General features: G+C 76.2%; 19 protein-coding genes. 10 read left to right on the forward strand and 9 right to left on the reverse strand.

The window, feature by feature from the left end; translation table 11 throughout:
- Positions 1-21 precede the first annotated feature (21 nt).
- The 4 genes from ACYVQV_RS01075 (at position 22) to ACYVQV_RS01090 (ending at position 2,460) form a co-directional block, all read left to right on the forward strand.
- Entirely contained in the window at positions 22-408 is a 387-nt protein-coding gene (locus ACYVQV_RS01075) for a DUF3099 domain-containing protein (RefSeq protein ID WP_461021402.1), read from the forward strand.
- A 223-nt stretch (positions 409-631) separates the two neighbouring features.
- Positions 632-859 (forward strand): hypothetical protein, encoded by a 228-nt coding sequence (locus ACYVQV_RS01080; RefSeq protein ID WP_461021403.1) that lies wholly within the window; start codon positions 632-634, stop codon positions 857-859.
- A 55-nt stretch (positions 860-914) separates the two neighbouring features.
- Complete coding sequence (locus ACYVQV_RS01085; RefSeq protein WP_461021404.1) at positions 915-1,829, forward strand: SURF1 family cytochrome oxidase biogenesis protein; 915 nt, start codon at positions 915-917, stop codon at positions 1,827-1,829.
- Between the two features lie 10 nt (positions 1,830-1,839).
- The gene (locus ACYVQV_RS01090; RefSeq protein WP_461021405.1) at positions 1,840-2,460 is read left to right on the forward strand and encodes an L-threonylcarbamoyladenylate synthase; all 621 of its coding nucleotides are present in this window, start codon (positions 1,840-1,842) and stop codon (positions 2,458-2,460) included.
- A 33-nt stretch (positions 2,461-2,493) separates the two neighbouring features.
- On the opposite strand, the gene ACYVQV_RS01095 is transcribed toward ACYVQV_RS01090, so the two are convergent.
- From ACYVQV_RS01095 to ACYVQV_RS01110, 4 genes are all read right to left on the reverse strand, one after another.
- Positions 2,494-4,422, reverse strand: a complete 1,929-nt coding sequence (locus ACYVQV_RS01095) for an ABC transporter ATP-binding protein (protein WP_461021406.1) — start codon at positions 4,420-4,422, stop codon at positions 2,494-2,496.
- Positions 4,423-4,514: 92 nt separating this feature from the next.
- Positions 4,515-5,327, reverse strand: coding sequence for an enoyl-CoA hydratase/isomerase family protein (locus ACYVQV_RS01100; RefSeq protein WP_461021502.1), 813 nt, complete (start codon positions 5,325-5,327; stop codon positions 4,515-4,517).
- A 23-nt stretch (positions 5,328-5,350) separates the two neighbouring features.
- Positions 5,351-5,563 (reverse strand): helix-turn-helix domain-containing protein, encoded by a 213-nt coding sequence (locus tag ACYVQV_RS01105; RefSeq protein WP_461021407.1) that lies wholly within the window; start codon positions 5,561-5,563, stop codon positions 5,351-5,353.
- Positions 5,564-5,694: 131 nt separating this feature from the next.
- The gene (locus ACYVQV_RS01110) at positions 5,695-7,293 is read right to left on the reverse strand and encodes an ABC-F family ATP-binding cassette domain-containing protein (RefSeq protein ID WP_461021408.1); all 1,599 of its coding nucleotides are present in this window, start codon (positions 7,291-7,293) and stop codon (positions 5,695-5,697) included.
- 200 nt (positions 7,294-7,493) lie between these two features.
- Between ACYVQV_RS01110 and ypfJ the strand changes: the two genes are divergently transcribed.
- From ypfJ to ACYVQV_RS01140, 6 genes are all read left to right on the forward strand, one after another.
- Positions 7,494-8,384, forward strand: coding sequence for a KPN_02809 family neutral zinc metallopeptidase (gene ypfJ, locus ACYVQV_RS01115; protein ID WP_461021409.1), 891 nt, complete (start codon positions 7,494-7,496; stop codon positions 8,382-8,384).
- Between the two features lie 120 nt (positions 8,385-8,504).
- Positions 8,505-9,143 carry a biotin transporter BioY gene (locus tag ACYVQV_RS01120; RefSeq protein ID WP_461021410.1) on the forward strand — a complete coding sequence of 213 codons (639 nt, stop codon included), beginning with the start codon at positions 8,505-8,507 and terminating at the stop codon, positions 9,141-9,143.
- A gap of 14 nt (positions 9,144-9,157) precedes the next feature.
- Positions 9,158-10,333 carry an AMP-binding protein gene (locus ACYVQV_RS01125; RefSeq protein WP_461021411.1) on the forward strand — a complete coding sequence of 392 codons (1,176 nt, stop codon included), beginning with the start codon at positions 9,158-9,160 and terminating at the stop codon, positions 10,331-10,333.
- Between the two features lie 12 nt (positions 10,334-10,345).
- A complete protein-coding gene (locus tag ACYVQV_RS01130; RefSeq protein WP_461021412.1) occupies positions 10,346-11,539 on the forward strand; it encodes a thiolase family protein in 1,194 nt (397 codons plus the stop codon).
- A gap of 68 nt (positions 11,540-11,607) precedes the next feature.
- Positions 11,608-12,282 (forward strand): energy-coupling factor ABC transporter ATP-binding protein, encoded by a 675-nt coding sequence (locus ACYVQV_RS01135; RefSeq protein WP_461021503.1) that lies wholly within the window; start codon positions 11,608-11,610, stop codon positions 12,280-12,282.
- Between the two features lie 43 nt (positions 12,283-12,325).
- Positions 12,326-12,925, forward strand: a complete 600-nt coding sequence (locus ACYVQV_RS01140; protein WP_461021413.1) for a CbiQ family ECF transporter T component — start codon at positions 12,326-12,328, stop codon at positions 12,923-12,925.
- 37 nt (positions 12,926-12,962) lie between these two features.
- Here the strand turns inward: ACYVQV_RS01140 and ACYVQV_RS01145 are convergent, their stop codons facing one another.
- From ACYVQV_RS01145 to ACYVQV_RS01165, 5 genes are all read right to left on the reverse strand, one after another.
- Entirely contained in the window at positions 12,963-13,346 is a 384-nt protein-coding gene (locus tag ACYVQV_RS01145) for a DUF5655 domain-containing protein (RefSeq protein WP_461021414.1), read from the reverse strand.
- 81 nt (positions 13,347-13,427) lie between these two features.
- On the reverse strand, positions 13,428-14,114 hold the full coding sequence (locus ACYVQV_RS01150; protein WP_461021415.1) for an acVLRF1 family peptidyl-tRNA hydrolase: 687 nt from the start codon (positions 14,112-14,114) through the stop codon (positions 13,428-13,430).
- A 24-nt stretch (positions 14,115-14,138) separates the two neighbouring features.
- Positions 14,139-14,549: a metal-sulfur cluster assembly factor gene (locus ACYVQV_RS01155; RefSeq protein ID WP_461021416.1), complete on the reverse strand. Its 411-nt coding sequence runs from the start codon at positions 14,547-14,549 to the stop codon at positions 14,139-14,141.
- The gene (gene sufU, locus ACYVQV_RS01160; protein WP_461021417.1) at positions 14,546-15,031 is read right to left on the reverse strand and encodes a Fe-S cluster assembly sulfur transfer protein SufU; all 486 of its coding nucleotides are present in this window, start codon (positions 15,029-15,031) and stop codon (positions 14,546-14,548) included. The genes ACYVQV_RS01155 and sufU overlap by 4 nt, the downstream gene beginning before the upstream one ends.
- Entirely contained in the window at positions 15,028-16,281 is a 1,254-nt protein-coding gene (locus tag ACYVQV_RS01165) for a cysteine desulfurase (protein WP_461021418.1), read from the reverse strand. Before ACYVQV_RS01165 ends, sufU begins: the two co-directional genes overlap by 4 nt.
- Positions 16,282-16,299: the final 18 nt, after the last annotated feature.

Raw genomic sequence — 16,299 nt, forward strand, 5'->3', positions numbered from 1 at the left:
GGCCCGGCGTACCGTGAGGTGGTGAGGACCCCCCGCCTCCGGCCGCGCACGCGGCAGCAGCAGGACGTCTACCGGGTCACCGACGCGCGCAGGTCGCACACCGACGACCAGCACAGCCGCGTGGTCAGGTACCTGGTGTCGATGAGCGTCCGGATGGTCTGCATCGCCCTGGCCCTGGTCACGCCCGCGCCCTGGTACTGGCTGTGGGTGGCAGGTGCCGTCGTACTGCCCTACGTGGCGGTGATCGTGGCGAACGCCGGCGTCGAGCAGCGGCCACCTCCCCTCCCGACGGTCCTCGCCCCCGGCCCGGCGGCGCTCCCGCGAGGCGGTCACCCGCACCCCCAGGCCGGGCCGTCACCGGGCCCGTCACCGGATCGGAGGACGTCCTCCCCGGACGACGGACGTTGACATCGATCCGTGTCATACTCGTCGTGCACGGACCGCCTCCCCCGTCGGCCCGTGCGCCCGGACGCCGGGTGGCCTCCCCCCGTTGCCACCCGGCGTCCCCATGTCCGGCCGCCGTGTCGGGCCGCCGTGTGAGCCCCGGTGTGAACCCGCGTACCCGCGGTCGGGCGCGTCCGTGGGACGGACCCCGCTGTACCCGGGACGGCACCGGCCCCACACTGGCCGGATGAGCCCCGACCAGGTCGACCCCGCCCCCGACCTCGTCTGCAGCGCCCGCGGGTGCCGCGCCCGGGCCGTCTACGCGCTGCGGTGGAACAACCCCAGGCTGCACACCCCCGAGCGCCGCAAGACCTGGCTCGCCTGCGAGGAGCACCGCCCGTCCCTGGCCGAGCACCTCGACGTCCGGGGCTTCCTGCGGGAGACCACCGGGGTGGAGGAGCTGCACGGCAGCTGAGCGGCCGCCGCGGCCCGGCGGCCCGTGCCCGCCGCCCGGCGGATACCGTCGTGGCGTGTACCGGTTCCTGCTTTCCTGGCGCTGGCTGGGGGCCTTACTCCTCGCCCTGGCGGTCGCCGCGGGCTGCGTCGCGCTCGGCAGCTGGCAGTGGGACCGGCGCGAGCAGCGCCTGGAGCGCAACGCGCTGGTGACCGGCAACTACGACCGCGAGCCGGTGCCGCTGGACGCGGCGCTGTCGCCGGCCGGCGACCTGCCCGAGGGCACCGAGTGGACGCCGGTGGCGCTCACCGGCCGCTACCTCGCCGAGGACGGCGTGCTGCTGCGCAACCGCCCCCTGGACGGGCGGCCGGGCTACCACCAGCTCGTCCCGCTGCGCACGCGGGACGGAGCGGTCGTCCTGGTCGACCGCGGGTGGCTGCCCACCGGGCAGACGGGTGAACGGCCGGAGGCCGTCCCCGCACCGCCCACGGGCGAGGTCCGGCTCGTCGCCCGGATGCGACCCGCCGAACCCGACTCCGGCCGCGGGGCCCCGGCCGGTCAGGTGCAGAGCATCACCCCGTCCCTGGTCCAGCTCGCCGGTGCCGAGAGGCAGGACCTACTGACCTCGGCGTACGCGGTCCTCGGCAGCGAGGAACCGCGGCCCGGCGACGCACCGCGGCTGCTGCCGCGCCCGCAGGTCGAGGAGGGGCCGCACCTGTCCTACGCCCTGCAGTGGTTCGTCTTCGCGCTCGGTGCGCTCGGGGGCTTCGTCGTCGTGGTCCGCCGCTCGGCCCACGACGAGCAGGGACAGCCGGCCGGCCCGCCCGGTCGCGCCGGTCCGGCCGCCGCCGCAGCGCCGGCCGGCCCGGGCCGGGCGCGCCGTCGCCGGCCCAGCGACGAGGACGAGGAGGACGCGCTCGTCGACGCCCAGGTGCGCGAGCAGGACGCCTCCGCGTCGACCCGGCGCGCCGGGTCGACGCCCCGCTCGTAGGCTCACCCGCATGGCGCGGTTCGTGGAGGTGCACCCGGTCGACCCCCAGCCGCGCAGCATCGCCCAGCTGGTGGCGATGCTGCGCGACGGCGGGCTCATCGCCTACCCGACCGACTCGTGCTACGCCCTGGGCGCACGGATGAGCACACCGGACGGGGCGGAGCGGATCCGGCGGATCCGGCGCCTGGACGACAAGCACCACTTCACCCTGGTGTGCTCGGACTTCACCCAGCTCGGGTCGCTGGTGGACGTGGACAACGCCGCCTACCGGGCGATGCGGGCCTGCACCCCCGGCCCGTACACGTTCATCCTCCCGGCGACCCGCGAGGTGCCGCGCCGGCTCTCCCACCCCAGGAAGCGCACCGTCGGGGTCCGCATCCCCGACCACCCGGTGGCGCGGGCGCTCGTGGCCGAGCTGGGCGAGCCCCTGCTGTCCAGCACCCTGCTGCTGCCCGACCACGAGGACCCGATGACCGACGGGTGGGCGATCAAGGAGGAGCTCGACCACGTCGTCGACGCGGTGGTCGACGCCGGGGACTGCGGGCTCGTCCCCACCACCGTCGTGGACTGGTCCCAGGGCTACCCGGAGGTCGTCCGCGAGGGCGCCGGCGACGTCAGCCGCTTCACCTGACCCGCCGGCCCGCTCCGCCGCGCGCGGGCGCCGTCAGCCGACCGTGACCTCGCCGGTCAGGGCCGCGTCGTCCTGCGCGGCCTCGACGGGGTCGGCCTGGTCGGCGAACTGCGTGCGGTACAGCTCGGCGTAGAGCCCGCCCCGGGCGAGCAGCTCGGCGTGCCGACCCTGCTCGACGACCCGGCCGCCGTCGACGACGACGATCGAGTCGGCCTCGCGCACCGTCGACAGGCGGTGGGCGATGACGATCGACGTCCGCCCCTGCAGCGCCGTCTCGAGCGCACGCTGGACGGCGGCCTCGGACTCGGAGTCCAGGTGCGCCGTCGCCTCGTCGAGGACGACGACACCCGGTGCCTTGAGGAACAGGCGCGCCAGGGCCAGCCGCTGCTTCTCCCCGCCGGACAACCGGTGCCCGCGGTCCCCGACCACGGTGTCCAGCCCCTGCGGCAGCGTGGAGACCAGGTCCCAGATCCGGGCCGCGCGCATCGCCTCCTCGAGGTCGTCCTGCGTGGCGTCGGGACGGGCGTACAGCAGGTTCGCCCGCACCGTGTCGTGGAACAGGTGCGCCTCCTGGGTGACCACGCCCACGCGCGCGTGCAGCTCCGCGAGCGAGACGTCGCGGACGTCCTGGCCGCCGACGCGGACGACGCCGCGGGTCGCGTCGTACAGGCGCGCCACGAGCGCCGTGGTGGTCGTCTTGCCGGCGCCGCTGGGACCGACCAGCGCCACCATCTGCCCGGGCCGGACCGTCAGGTCCACGTCCCGCAGCACCCAGTCGCCGGTTCCGCGGTCGTCGGCCCCCACCTGCTCCAGCGACGCCAGGGACACCTCGTCCGCCGACGGGTAGCGGAACGACACGCCCTCCAGCCGGACCTCCAGCGGGCCGTCGGGCAGCGCCCGCGGCCGCGCGGGGTCCCGCACCAGCGGCGGCAGGTCCAGCACCTCGAAGACGCGCTCGAAGCTCACCAGCGCGGTCATCACGTCGACCCGCACGTTGGCCAGCCCGGTGATCGGGCCGTAGAGGCGGCCGAGCAGCGCCGCGAGGGCGAGCAGCGTGCCGACGGTCAGGCTGCCGTCGATCGCGAGCAGGCCGCCGACGCCGTACACGAGCGCCGTGGCCAGCGCGGCGACCGTCGTCAGGGCGGTGAAGAAGACGCGGTTGGCCATGGCGATCCGCACGCCGACGTCGCGGACCCGGCCGGCGCGCGAGGCGAACTGGGCGTCCTCGTCGTCGTGGCGGCCGTAGAGTTTGACCAGCAGGGCGCCGGCGACGTTGAAGCGCTCGGTCATCCGGTTGCCCATGTCCGCGTTGAGCTGCATGGACTCGCGGGTCAGGCCCTGCAGGTGGCGGCCCACGCGCCGGGCGGGCAGCCAGAACACGGGCAGCAGCACCAGCGCCGCGATCGTGATGAGCGGCGACAGGTACATCATCGCGATGGTCACGCCGACGAGGGTGACCACGTTCGACACGACGGAGGACAGGGTGGTGGTGAACGCCTGCTGGGCGCCGATGACGTCGTTGTTGAGCCGGGAGACGAGGGCGCCGGTCTGGGCGCGGGTGAAGAAGGCGACCGGCTGGCGCTGCACGTGGGAGAAGACCTGCGTGCGCAGGTCGAAGATGAGGCCCTCACCGATCCGGGAGGAGAACCACCGCTGCAGCAGGGTGAGGCCGGCGTCGACGAACGCCAGCAGGGCGACCAGCAGGGACAGCCCGACGACCACGCCGCGGTCCCCCGGGACGACGCCGTCGTCGACGATCCGCTTGAGCAGCAGCGGGGTGACGACGACCATGCCCGCGCTGGCGACGACGAGGGCCAGGAACAGGCCGATCTGGGTGCGGTAGGGCCGCGCGAACCGCAGGATGCGCCGCCCCGTGCCGGGGGCGAGCTGGTGCGCGGCGACGGAGGGGTCCCTGGTCTGCGACCGGTACGCGGCGCCGATGCCGGCGCGTCCACCACCCATGCCCTGCATGCGACCTCCCCGCGGCCGGCGACGTCGCCGGTGCCGCCGTGCTCAACGCCGACCGCGGGCGGCGGATTCCTCGACCGGCGTGCTCAGACGCGTGCCGGGGCGGACGCCCCGGCGGCGGCGGCCATCGCGCGCAGCCGGCCGGTCTGGGCGGCGCGCTCCGCCGCCCGCTGGTCGACGGCCGAGCGGCCCGCGCACCCGCGCAGCAGGGCCTTGGTGTCGGCGACCGCTCCCGGTGGCGCGGCCAGGACGGCGGCGACGAGCCCGTCGACCGCCTCGCCGAGCCGGTCGGCCGGCACCGCCGAGCCGGCCAGGCCGCGCTGCACGGCCTCCTGGGCGTCCACGGCACGCCCGGTCGCGCAGAGCTCGACCGCGACCGAGTAGCCGACGGCCTCGACGAGGGGGTGGGTGCCGGCCAGGTCGGGCACGAGCCCGAGCGACGTCTCGCGCATGGCGAGCTGGACGTCGTCCGCGACGACGCGCACGTCGCAGGCCAGGGCCAGCTGGAAGCCCGCACCGATCGCGTGCCCCTGGACGGCGGCCACCGTCAGCGCGTCGACCTCCCGCCACCACGTGAACGCCGCCTGGTAGCCGGCGATGACGCGGTCCACCTCCTCGGTGGGGCGGGCGGCCAGGGCCGCGAGCCCCTGCTCGCCGGGCACCTGCCCGGTCAGCATCGCCCGGTCCAGGCCCGCCGAGAACGAGGAGCCCAGGGCGCGCAGCACGACCACGTCGGGCCGGTGCTCGGCGACGGCGTCACCGACCTGCGCGAGGGCGCGCCACGTCGCCGGGACCTGGGCGTTGAGGCGCTCGGGACGGGCCAGGACGACGTCCCACCGGCGGCGCCCCACGTGCAGGCCGAGCCCGGCGGCCTCGCACAGCCCCGTCAGCTGCTCCATCCAGGCCGGCCCCTCGTCGTCGCTCACGCGGTGCTCTTCCTCCTCGTGGCGCCGCCCCGTCCGCGCATGGTCGCGCCGGAGTCCTTGATGATGCGGTGGACGAACCCGTAGGAGCGCCCGGTCTCCTCGGCCAGGTCGCGGATGCTGGCGCCGGCCTCGTAGCGTCGCACCAGGTCCGCGGTCAGGTCCGCCCGGGCGTCCCCCACGATCCGGCGGCCCTTCGGCAGCTGCGGCATGTCCCCTCCTCGCGCTGTGGCGTAGCGCCCACGAGGGCGCTCGTGGCGACACGGTACGCCCAAGGTCACCTTCCGGCGCGCCACGGGCCGGTCACGCGGCGCGCGTCCGCTGCGCCGTGGCCGCCAGGGCCTCACGCGAGGGAGACCAGGTCGGCGTAGTCCGGGCTCCACAGGTCCTCCACGCCGTCCGGCAGCAGCAGCACCCGCTCCGGGTCGAGGGCCTGCACGGCCCCCTCGTCGTGGGTCACCAGCACCACGGCGCCCGCGTACTGCCGCAGCGCGCCGAGCACCTCCTCGCGCGAGGCCGGGTCGAGGTTGTTCGTCGGCTCGTCGAGAAGGAGGACGTTCGCCGCCGAGACCACGAGCGCGGCCAGGGCGAGCCGGGTCTTCTCACCGCCCGAGAGCACCCCCGCGGGCTTGTCGACGTCGTCGCCGCTGAACAGGAACGAGCCCAGCACCTTGCGGACCTCGGTGTCCCCGAGGTCCGGGGCGGCGGAGCGCATGTTCTCCAGCACCGTCCGGTCGGTGTCGAGCGTCTCGTGCTCCTGGGCGTAGTAGCCCAGCCGCAGGCCGTGACCGGGCTCCACCGCGCCGGTGTCGGGGGCGTCGACGCCGGCGAGGATCCGCAGCAGGGTCGTCTTGCCCGCGCCGTTGAGGCCGAGCACGACCACGCGGCTGCCCCGGTCGATGGCCAGGTCGACGTCGGTGAAGATCTCCAGCGACCCGTACGAGCGGGACAGCCCGCTCGCCCGCAGCGGGGTGCGCCCGCACGAGGCGGGGTCGGGGAAGCGCAGCTTCGCGACCTTGTCGCCCTGACGGACCTCCTCCAGCCCGGACAGCAGCCGCTCGGCGCGACGGGCCATGTTCTGGGCGGCGACGGCCTTGGTGGCCTTGGCCCGCATCTTGTCGGCCTGCCGCATCAGCTCGCCGGCCTTCTTCTCGGCGTTGGCGCGCTCGCGGTGCCGACGTCGCTCGTCGGCCTCCCGCTGCTGCAGGTAGGCCTTCCAGCCGACGTTGTACACGTCGAGGCAGGCGCGGTTCGCGTCCAGGTAGAACACCTTGGTGACGACGGTCTCGATCAGGTCCACGTCGTGGCTGATGACGACCAGGCCGCCGGTGTGCGCCTTGAGGAAGTCGCGCAGCCAGGCGACGGAGTCGGCGTCCAGGTGGTTGGTCGGCTCGTCGAGCAGCAGCGTCTGGGCGCCCGAGAACAGGATGCGGGCGAGCTCGACGCGGCGCCGTTGCCCTCCGGACAGGGTCCGCAGCGGCTGGCCGAGCACCCGCTCGTCCAGGCCGAGGTTGCTGGCGATGCGGGCGGCCTCGGCCTCGGCGGCGTACCCGCCGCGCGCCTGCAGCTCCGACTCCAGCCGGGAGTAGCGAGCCATCGCGGCGTCGCGGGTGGCGTCGTCCGTGCTGGCCATCTCGCCCTCGGCGCGGCGCATGCGGGTGATGACGTCGTCCAGGCCCCGGGCCGACAGCACCCGGTCGAGGGCCAGCACGTCGAGGTCGCCGGTGCGCGGGTCCTGCGGCAGGTACCCGACGTCACCGCTGCGCTGCACCGACCCCGCCACCGGCTGCGCCTGCCCGGCCAGCACCTTGGTCAGGGTCGTCTTGCCGGCGCCGTTGCGCCCGACGAGCCCGACGCGGTCCCCCGGGCCGACCCGGAAGCTGACGTCCTGCATCAGGACGCGGGCACCGGCACGCAGCTCGATGCCGTGGGCGGTGATCACGCAGGACCTCTTCGTCGTGTCTCGGACGGACGGCTGGCCGGCCCACGGGGACGGCGGCCCCGCGGGTCGCCGTACCGGAGGCGGTCGGCGGACCAGCGGCCTAGTGTACGAGCCACGGTGCCGCCTCCCGCCGCGGTCGCCGGCTCGGGGCTGGTGCCGGGGCGGGTGGACGGGGACGGCGACGTCCCGGGAGGGCTCGCGTGAGCTTCAACGAGGGCGTCAGCATCGACACCAGCCACGCCTCGCGCGGTGGCGGCGGACGCGGTGGCGTGGCCATCGGCGGTGGGCTCGGCGGGATCGTCGTGCTCGTCCTGGCCCTCGTCCTGGGCGTCAACCCCGACGACCTCACCGGCGGCGGCACCGGGGCGCCACCGGCTGCCGGCGGGCAGGACCTCGCCGCGCAGTGCCGGACGGCGCAGGACGCCAACACCGACCCCGAGTGCCGGGTCGTCGCCACCGAGAACAGCCTGGACGCCTACTGGTCGCAGGCGCTGCCCGAGCAGCTCGGGGTGGCCTACCAGCGCCCCGCCACGGTCGTCTTCCGCGGCGGCACGTCCACGGCCTGCGGCAGCGCGACCAGCGCGGTCGGGCCGTTCTACTGCCCGGCCGACCAGGGCATGTACTTCGACGTGTCCTTCTTCGACGACCTGCGCGGGCGGTTCGGCGCCCAGGGCGGCCCGCTGGCCGAGATGTACGTCGTCGCGCACGAGTTCGGTCACCACGTGCAGAACGCGCTGGGGGTCCTCCAGAACGCCCAGCGCGACCCCCGCGGACCGGAGTCCGGGGCCGTGCGCACCGAGCTGATGGCCGACTGCTTCGCCGGGGTGTGGGCCCACCACGCCAGCCGCACCGTCGACGCCGACACCGGCACCACGTACCTGGCCGAGCTGACCGAGCAGGACGTGCGCTCCGCGCTGTCCGCGGCCGCCGCCGTCGGCGACGACCGGATCCAGGAGTCCGTGCAGGGGCAGGTCAACCCGGAGGCCTGGACCCACGGGTCCAGCGAGCAGCGGATGGGGTGGTTCACGACCGGCTACCGCACCGGGGACCCGAACCGGTGCGACACGTTCGCCGCGGCCGACCTGGGCTGACCGGCGCCGCGGTCGCAGCCCTCCGCCGGTCGTCAGCCGGTCGCCAGCCGGTCGTCAGCCGCCCGTCCGCCCGGCGGACGGTGCACGGGCGCCTCGCGCCCCCCGGCTAGCATCCCGGCCGTGCCCCTGCCTCGACCGTCCCTGTCCCGGCTGCGTGACCGCCTGCGGGGTCGCCGCCGGCTGCCGGCCCGCGACCTGGCCCTCGTGGCCTCCTTCGCCGCGCTCATCGCCGTCCTCGGGCTGCCCGGCAGCGTGCACGTCCTCGGCAACACCGTGCCGATCACCCTGCAGACGCTCGGCGTGATGCTCGCGGGCTCCGTCCTCGGGTGGCGCCGCGGGGCGCTGGCGGTGCTGACGCTGCTCGCGCTGGTGGCCCTCGGGATGCCGCTGCTGTCCGGGGGGCGCGGCGGGCTGGCGGTGTTCGCCGGGCCCAGCGCCGGGTACCTGGTCGGGTGGGTGGCCGGTGCCGCGGTCATCGGGTGGCTGGTGCAGCGGCGGCTGCCCGCCTACCCCCAGTGGTGGGGCGCGCTCGCCAACGCCGCCGGCGGGATCGGCGTGGTCTACGCCGTCGGCGTGCCCGTGCAGGCCGCGGTGACCGGCACCTCCGTGGCCGTCGCCGCGGTGTCGTCGCTGGCCTTCCTGCCCGGCGACGCCCTCAAGGTCGTGATCGCCACCGCCGTCGCCGCCGCCGTGCACCGCGGCTACCCGGGCGTGGGCCAGCCGTCCCGCCGGCCCGAGCCGGTGGGCGCGCGGCGCTGACCCGCGACGGCGCCGTGCGCCAGGGGCCCGGGCAGGTCACCCCGCGGGACGAACGGGACCTGCTGGCCGCCGTCCACGACGCCGAGGCCGGGGGGCCGCCGTGCGTCGTGCTCGACCCGCGGACCCCTCCCGGACGCCGGCGAGCGGTCGAGGCGGCGGCGCACCGCGCGGTGCGCGCGGGCCGTCTCGGTGCCGGCGACCTCGTCCTGCTCACCTCGGGGTCCACGGGTGCACCGCGCGGCGTCGTCCGGTCTGCAGCGTCGTGGCTCGCCAGCGATCCGCACCTGACCGCGCTGCTGGAGCTGACCGACCGGGACGTCGTCCACCTGCCCGGACCGCTGGCCTCCTCCCTGTACCTGCACGGGGCCCGGCACGCCGCACGGGTGGGCGCACGGGTGCTGCTGCGCGACGACGACGCGACCACGGCCACCGTCGTGCACACCGTCCCCGGTGGGCTCGCGGACGTGCTCGACCGGCACCGGGCCGGCGGCCTGCCCGCGCTGCGCTGCGTGGTCGTCGCCGGTGACCGCCTGCCCGGGGCTCTGGCCGAGGCCGTCGTCGCGGCCGGTCTGCGGCTCGTCCAGTACTACGGGGCGGCCGAGCTGTCGTTCGTCGCGTGCCGGGTGGGCGCTGGCAGGGCGCTGACGCCCTTCCCCCAGGTGTCCGTGGACGTGCGCGACGGGGTGCTGTGGGCCCGCTCGGCGTACCTGGCTCGCGGCTACCTCGACCCCACCGACCCGGGTCCGCTGCGCACCGACCCGGCCGGGTGGGCGAGCGTCGGCGACCTCGCCCGCACCGACCCGGACGGGCTCGTGGTGCTGGGCCGGGGTGACGCCGCCGTCACCACCGCCGGGCACACCGTGGTCGTCGAGGACGTCGAGTCAGCGCTGCGCCCCGTCGCCGGGGTCGACGACGTCGCCGTCGTCGGCGTCCCGCACCCCCGGCACGGCCACGTCCTCGTCGCGGTCGTCGCCGGGGCCGCGGACCCCGGCGCCCTGCGCGCGGCCGCCCGGACCCTGTCACCTCCCCAGCGGCCCGTGCGGTACGTGCCGGTCACGGCGCTGCCGCGGACCGGCTCGGGCAAGGTCGACCGCGCCGCGGCCCGCGACCTCGCGACCCGCCACCTCACCGCCGCCGGACACCTGGCCACCGGTCACCTCGGCACCGGTCACCGCGCACACCCCGACTAGCCTGGACCGGCGATGACCCCCTCCCCCCACCGCGGCGCGTCCCCCACCGGCGACCTCACCCCGGTGGTCGTGGCCGCCCGGCGCACCCCCTTCGGGACGGCGGGGCGCGGGCTGCGCGACGTGGACGTCACCGGCCTGCTCGCACCCGTGCTGCGCGCCGTGCTCGCCGACCTCGGTGGCGCCGCACCCCCGGTGTCCGACGTGGTCGTCGGCAACTGCCGCGGACCCGGGGGCAACGTGGCGCGGGTCGCCGCACTCGCCGCGGGGCTCGGCACCGAGGTGCCCGGCGTCACCGTCGACCGGCAGTGCGGCAGCGGCCAGGAGGCCGTCCACGTCGCCGCCGCGACCGTGGCGGCCACCGGCGCCGAGCTGGTGCTCGCCGGCGGCGCCGAGAGCCCCAGCACCGCGCCGTGGACGTTCCACCGCCCCGCGACCGCGACCGGCCCCCCGGTCCCCTACGAGCGCGCACCCTTCGCCCCCGCCGACGTCGGCGACCCGGACATGGGGCCGGCCGCCGACGCCGTCGCGCACCGGTGCGGGGTGTCCCGCCAGCGCCAGGACGCCTACGCGGCCCGCTCGCACGCGCGCGTGCTGCGCGCCCGCGACACGGGCGCCCTGGACGCCGAGCTGGTGGCCGTGGCGGGGCTCGAGCGCGACGAGCGCCCCCGGCGGGTGCGCGAGGAGGTGCTCGCCAGGATGCCGGCGGCCTTCGGCGCCGGCGGCACGGTCACGGCCGGCAACGCCTGCGGGGTCAGCGACGGCGCGGCCGTGGTGGCCGTCGTCCCCGAGCGGGTCCGACGCGCGCTCGGCGTGCCGGGCCTCGCCCTGCGTGGCTGGGTGGCCGCCGGCGTCGACCCGAACCTGCCGGGGCTCGGACCGGTCCCGGCGGTCCGCAGGCTGCTGGCGGCCACCGGCACCGGGCTGGCGGACGTCGGGGTGCTGGAGGTCACCGAGGCGTTCGCCGCGCAGGTCCTGGCCGCGACGGACGCGCTGGGCCTCGACGCCCTGGACGGCGACGCGGACCGCGTCTGCCCGGACGGTGGGGCGATCGCCCTCGGCCACCCGTGGGGCGCGTCGGGTGCCGCGCTGCTCGTCCGGTTGTTCACACGCCTGGTGCGCCAGGACGGTCCACGCCTGGGGGTGGCCACCTGCGCGGTCGGCGGGGGCCAGGGCCTCGCCCTGCTGGCCGAGCGGGTGGGGCCGTGAGCGGCCGCGACGTCGACCACGTCGCCCCCTCGGAGGCCGGTGACGGTGGCGGCGAGACCGACGCGCCGATGATCCGGCTGGAGGGGGTGTCCCACGCGTACGGGGACCGTCTCGTCCTGGACGGTGTCGACCTGCGCCTGACCGAGCGCCGGGTCGGGGTGGTCGGGGCGAACGGCTCGGGCAAGTCCACGCTGGCCCGGCTGCTGAACGGGCTCGTCCTGCCCACCGCGGGCACGGTCACCGTCGACGGACTCGACACCAGGCGGCACGGCGGCCAGGTGCGCCGCAAGGTCGGCTTCGTGTTCTCCGACCCCGACGCCCAGATCGTCATGCCCACCGTCGCCGAGGACGTCGCGTTCTCGCTGCGCAGGCTGCGGCTGGACCCCGAGGAGAGCGCCGCCCGGGTGGCCGAGGTGCTCGCGCGGCACGGGCTGTCCGACCACGCCGACCACCCGGCGCACCTGCTCTCCAGCGGGCAGAAGCAGCTGCTCGCCCTCGCGGCGGTCCTCGTCACCGAGCCCGACGTCCTGGTCTGCGACGAGCCGACGACGCTGCTGGACCTGCGCAACAGCCGGCAGGTCGCGGCGACCCTCGACGCCCTGCCGCAGCGCGTCGTCCTCGTCACCCACCACCTCGACCTGCTCGAGACGTGGGAGAGGGTCCTCGTCGTGCACGAGGGCCGGGTCGTCGCCGACGGCCCGGCGGCGCAGGCGCTGGCCCGCTACCGGGAGCTGATGGCGTGAGTCCCCCGACACCGTCCGGCCGACGCCCCGTCAGGGGGGCGTGGTGCTGACCGGCCTGTACGTCCCGGGTCGCTCGCCGCTGCACCGTGCCGCGGCCGGGGCGAAGCTGACGGCGCTGGTGGTGTTCTCGACCCTGCTCGTGGCGTTCCGCTCCCCCGCGGGCGTGCTCGTCGCCACCGCGGTCGTGGTGACCGCGACCGTCGTGGCGCGGTTACCCGCCCGGACGCTGGTCGCGCAGGTGTGGCCGCTGCGGTGGGTGGTGCTGCTGCTCGTCCCGTTCCAGCTGTGGACGGCGGGGTGGCGCACGGCGGTCGCCGTGGTGGGGACCCTCGTGGTCGCGGTGGCCGCGGCGAGCGTCGTCACCCTGACCACGCGGGTCAGCGAGATGATGGGCGCGCTCACCCGCGCGCTGCGGCCGCTGCGGCCGCTGGGGGTGGATCCCGAGCGGGTGGCGTTGGTCCTGTCCCTGACCGTGCGGGCGATCCCCGTGGTCGCGGGGGCCTTCGCCGAAGCGCGGGAGGCGCGCCGCGCGCGCGGGCTGGACCGCAGCACGCGGGCGCTGGTCACACCGGTGGTCGTGCGGACGGTCCGGCACGCGGACCGCGTCGGGGAGGCGCTCGCCGCCCGGGGTCTGGACGACTGAGCCCGACGCCGGCGGCCGGCCGGCGGGTACGACCGCCTCACGGGCGGGTCCGGACGGCGGACTCCCACGCCCGGACGAGCCAGCCCCGGACCTCGGCGTCCACGTCATCGACGTGCCGGAGCTCGAGGTGGTGCATCCAGTGCCGTGGCGAGGGGCGCACGACCTGCTTGAACCGGGGCGAGTCGACCTCCTCGGGCAGCGCGAGGCTCAGCACCAGCTCCGCGGACGGCGACCGCAGGTACTGCCCCGGGCGCCACAGGTAGGCGAAGCCGCGCTCGCGGTAGAAGGCCACCTGGCTGCGGCCCACCCGCTCCTCGCACGAGGTGCGTCCCGCCAGCGCCGCGCGGACGGCGCCCAGCACCTCCAGCCCGAGGGGGCTGGGGGCGAGGAGCTCCTCGGCCGTCCGCGGCGGGTCACCCACGGGTCACCACCTCCGCTCGGTCACGCCCTCCTGCCTTGTCCTGCCTGTCCTGCTCATCCGGCCTGGCACTGCAGGTCGCCGTCAGCCGGTCGGCGCGTCGGTGACCCGGACCCGGACCCGGCGGGCGCGGTCGGCGACGTCCTGCAGCACCACCAGGCGGGGGTCGCGCACGTCCAGCAGCGGACCGCGGGGCAGCTCGGCGACGGAGCGCAGGCGAGGGTCGGCGAGCACGTCGTCCACCAGCCCGCGGTCCCCGCCGGGGACGAGCACCTGGGGCCGGTGGTCTGCCCCCTCCACCCGGCCCAGGACGCGGGCGACCGCCTCGGCGGCGGCGCCACCGAGCGCCGCGGCCTGGCCGCTGCGGCGCCGGGCGAACCGCTGCTGGGACCACCCGCCGGCCGCGGTGCGTCCCTGCACGTAGCGGGTGCCGACGGCGTGGTCGAGGAGCCGACCGTCGCGCGCCAGGCCTGCGCCGTACCCGCCGCGGCGCACGAGCAGCAGCAGCGCGGTCCGCGGGCGGGCGGCGTGCTCCGCCAGGCGTACCACGGCGGCAGCCGGCGTCCCTGCGGAAGGTGCGCCGTCGTGCGGTTCGGTGGGCAGGTCCGCTGGCGGCCAGGGCACCTCGAGGTCGGCGGTGGCCCCGTCGGCGCCGACGAGCCGCAGCACCTCGCGGCCCACCTCGACGGTGCTGCCGCCGTGCCCGGCGGCGAAGCGCTCCGCCCACCCGGGCAGGCGCTCCGGCGAGACCTCGACGAACCGGTGCGCCACCGTCAGCCGCCCCTCAGCCGTCCGTCACACGTTGAAGCCGAGGGCCCGCAGCATCTCCCGACCGTCCGGGGTGATCTTGTCGGGGCCCCACGGCGGCATCCACACCCAGTTGATCCGGTGACCGGTCACGACGGGGTCCAGAGCCTGCGCCGTCTGGTCCTCGATGACGTCGGTCAGCGGGCAGGCCGCCGAGGTCAGCGTCATGTCGATGACCGCGTGGTTGTTCTGGTCGACGGTCACGCCGTACACCAGGCCGAGGTCGACGACGTTGATGCCGAGCTCGGGGTCGACGACGTCCCGCATCGCCTCCTCGACGTCCGCCGCGGTCGCCGGGGTGGGCGTGCTGGAGGCGCCGGAGGGCGCCACGGCCTGCCCCTCCCCATTGGGCGGTCCGGAGGTCGGCTCGGTGGCCTGGTGGGTGGTCTGGTCGGTCATGACCTCTCCTTCGTCGTCTCCACGGCCTGCGACAACGCGTCGCGGACCGCGGCCCATCCCAGCAGCGCGCACTTGACGCGCGCCGGGAACCTCGCGACACCGGCGAAGGCGACCGCGTCCCCGAGGACCTCGGGGTCGGGCTCGCCGCCGTCGCGGGTCTGCAGCATCTGCCGCACCTGGTCGTAGCGCTCCATGGCCTGCCGCACCGTCCCGCCGGTCACCGCGTCGGCCATCACGGACGCGCCGGCCACGCTGATGGAGCAGCCCAGCGCGTCGTAGGAGACGTCCTGCACGACCGCGTCGTCGACGTCCCCACCGGGCGCGTCGCCGTCCCCGCCGACGCGGACCCGCAGCCGGATCTCGTCCCCGCAGGTGGGGTTGACGTGGTGCACCTCGACGTCGAACGGCTCGCGCAGCCCCGCACCGTGCGGGCGCTTGGAGTGCTCGAGGATGAGCTCCTGGTACAGCGCCTGCATGCTCACGCCGCACCTCCGAAGAACGAGCGGACCTTGTCCAGGCCGACGACGAGGGCGTCGACCTCAGCGGTCGTGGTGTACAGGTACGGCGACATCCGGGTGCTCGCCTGCACCCCGAACCGCTGGTGCACGGGCTTGGCGCAGTGGTGCCCCGCCCGCACCGCGACGCCGTAGGAGTCCAGGAGCTGGGCGACGTCGTGCGGGTGCACGCCGTCGAGGGTGAAGGAGATCGCCCCGCCGCGGTCGACCGCCTCCGTGGGGCCCATCACGCGCAGCCCGGGCACGCCGGCCAGCTGGTCCAGGGCGTAGGCCGTCAGCTGCTGCTCGTGCGCGGCGACGGCGTCCATGCCCAGACCCTCGAGGTAGCGCACCGCGGCGCCGAGGCCGACGGCCTCGGCGATCGGCGGGGTGCCGGCCTCGAACCGGTGCGGTGGCGCGGCCCAGGTGGAGCCCTCCATCGTGACCGTCTCGATCATCTCGCCGCCGCCCAGGAAGGGCGGTAGCTGCGCGAGCAGGTCGTACCGGCCCCACAGCACGCCGATGCCGGTGGGGCCCACCATCTTGTGCCCGGTGAAGGCCACGAGGTCGGCGCCCAGCGCGGTCAGGTCCACCGGGAGCTGGGGCACCGCCTGCGAGGCGTCGACGACCACGAGCGCCCCCACCTCGTGCGCGCGGCGGACGACGTCGGCGACGGGGTTGACCGTGCCGAGCGCGTTGGACACCCAGGTCAGCGCCACCACCTTGGTGCGCTCGGTGAGCAGCTCGTCGACGGACGACAGGTCCAGCCGACCGTCGTCGGTGACGTCGAACCAGCGCAGCCGGGCGCCGACGCGGCCGCACAGCATCTGCCACGGGACGAGGTTGGAGTGGTGCTCCATCCGCGTGACGACGACCTCGTCGCCCGGTCCGACGGCGTGCTCCCCGGCCTCGCCGAGGACCCGCGCCACGAGGTTGAGCGCCTCGGAGGCGTTCTTGGTGAACACGACCTCCTCGGGGCGGGCGGCCCCGACGAACCGCGCGACGTCGACGCGGGCGTCCTCGAACGCCTGGGTCGCCTCGCCCCCGAGCGTGTGGACGGCGCGGGCCACGTTGGCGTTGTGCTGCAGCAGGTGCGACGCCATCGCGTCGACGACCTGCCGGGGCTTCTGGCTCGTGTTGGCCGAGTCCAGGTAGACCAGCGGCTGGTCGCCGTCGAGCCGGCGCGCCAGGATCGGGAAGTCCTGGCGCACCCGCTCGACGTCGTAGGCCTGCGTCACCGTGCCTCCCGCCGTGCC

The sequence above is a fragment of the Thalassiella azotivora genome (genome assembly GCF_054781695.1).

Bases quoted from the DNA above. Each gene is read 5' to 3' on its own strand.
- ACYVQV_RS01080 (WP_461021403.1), top strand. From the start codon at position 632: ATGAGCCCCGACCAGGTCGACCCCGCCCCCGACCTCGTCTGCAGCGCC.
- ACYVQV_RS01090 (WP_461021405.1), top strand. From the start codon at position 1,840: ATGGCGCGGTTCGTGGAGGTGCACCCGGTCGACCCCCAGCCGCGCAGC.
- ACYVQV_RS01095 (WP_461021406.1), bottom strand. From the start codon at position 4,422: ATGGGTGGTGGACGCGCCGGCATCGGCGCCGCGTACCGGTCGCAGACC.
- ACYVQV_RS01100 (WP_461021502.1), bottom strand. From the start codon at position 5,327: ATGGAGCAGCTGACGGGGCTGTGCGAGGCCGCCGGGCTCGGCCTGCAC.
- ACYVQV_RS01105 (WP_461021407.1), bottom strand. From the start codon at position 5,563: ATGCCGCAGCTGCCGAAGGGCCGCCGGATCGTGGGGGACGCCCGGGCG.
- ACYVQV_RS01130 (WP_461021412.1), top strand. From the start codon at position 10,346: ATGACCCCCTCCCCCCACCGCGGCGCGTCCCCCACCGGCGACCTCACC.
- ACYVQV_RS01135 (WP_461021503.1), top strand. From the start codon at position 11,608: ATGATCCGGCTGGAGGGGGTGTCCCACGCGTACGGGGACCGTCTCGTC.
- ACYVQV_RS01155 (WP_461021416.1), bottom strand. From the start codon at position 14,549: ATGACCGACCAGACCACCCACCAGGCCACCGAGCCGACCTCCGGACCG.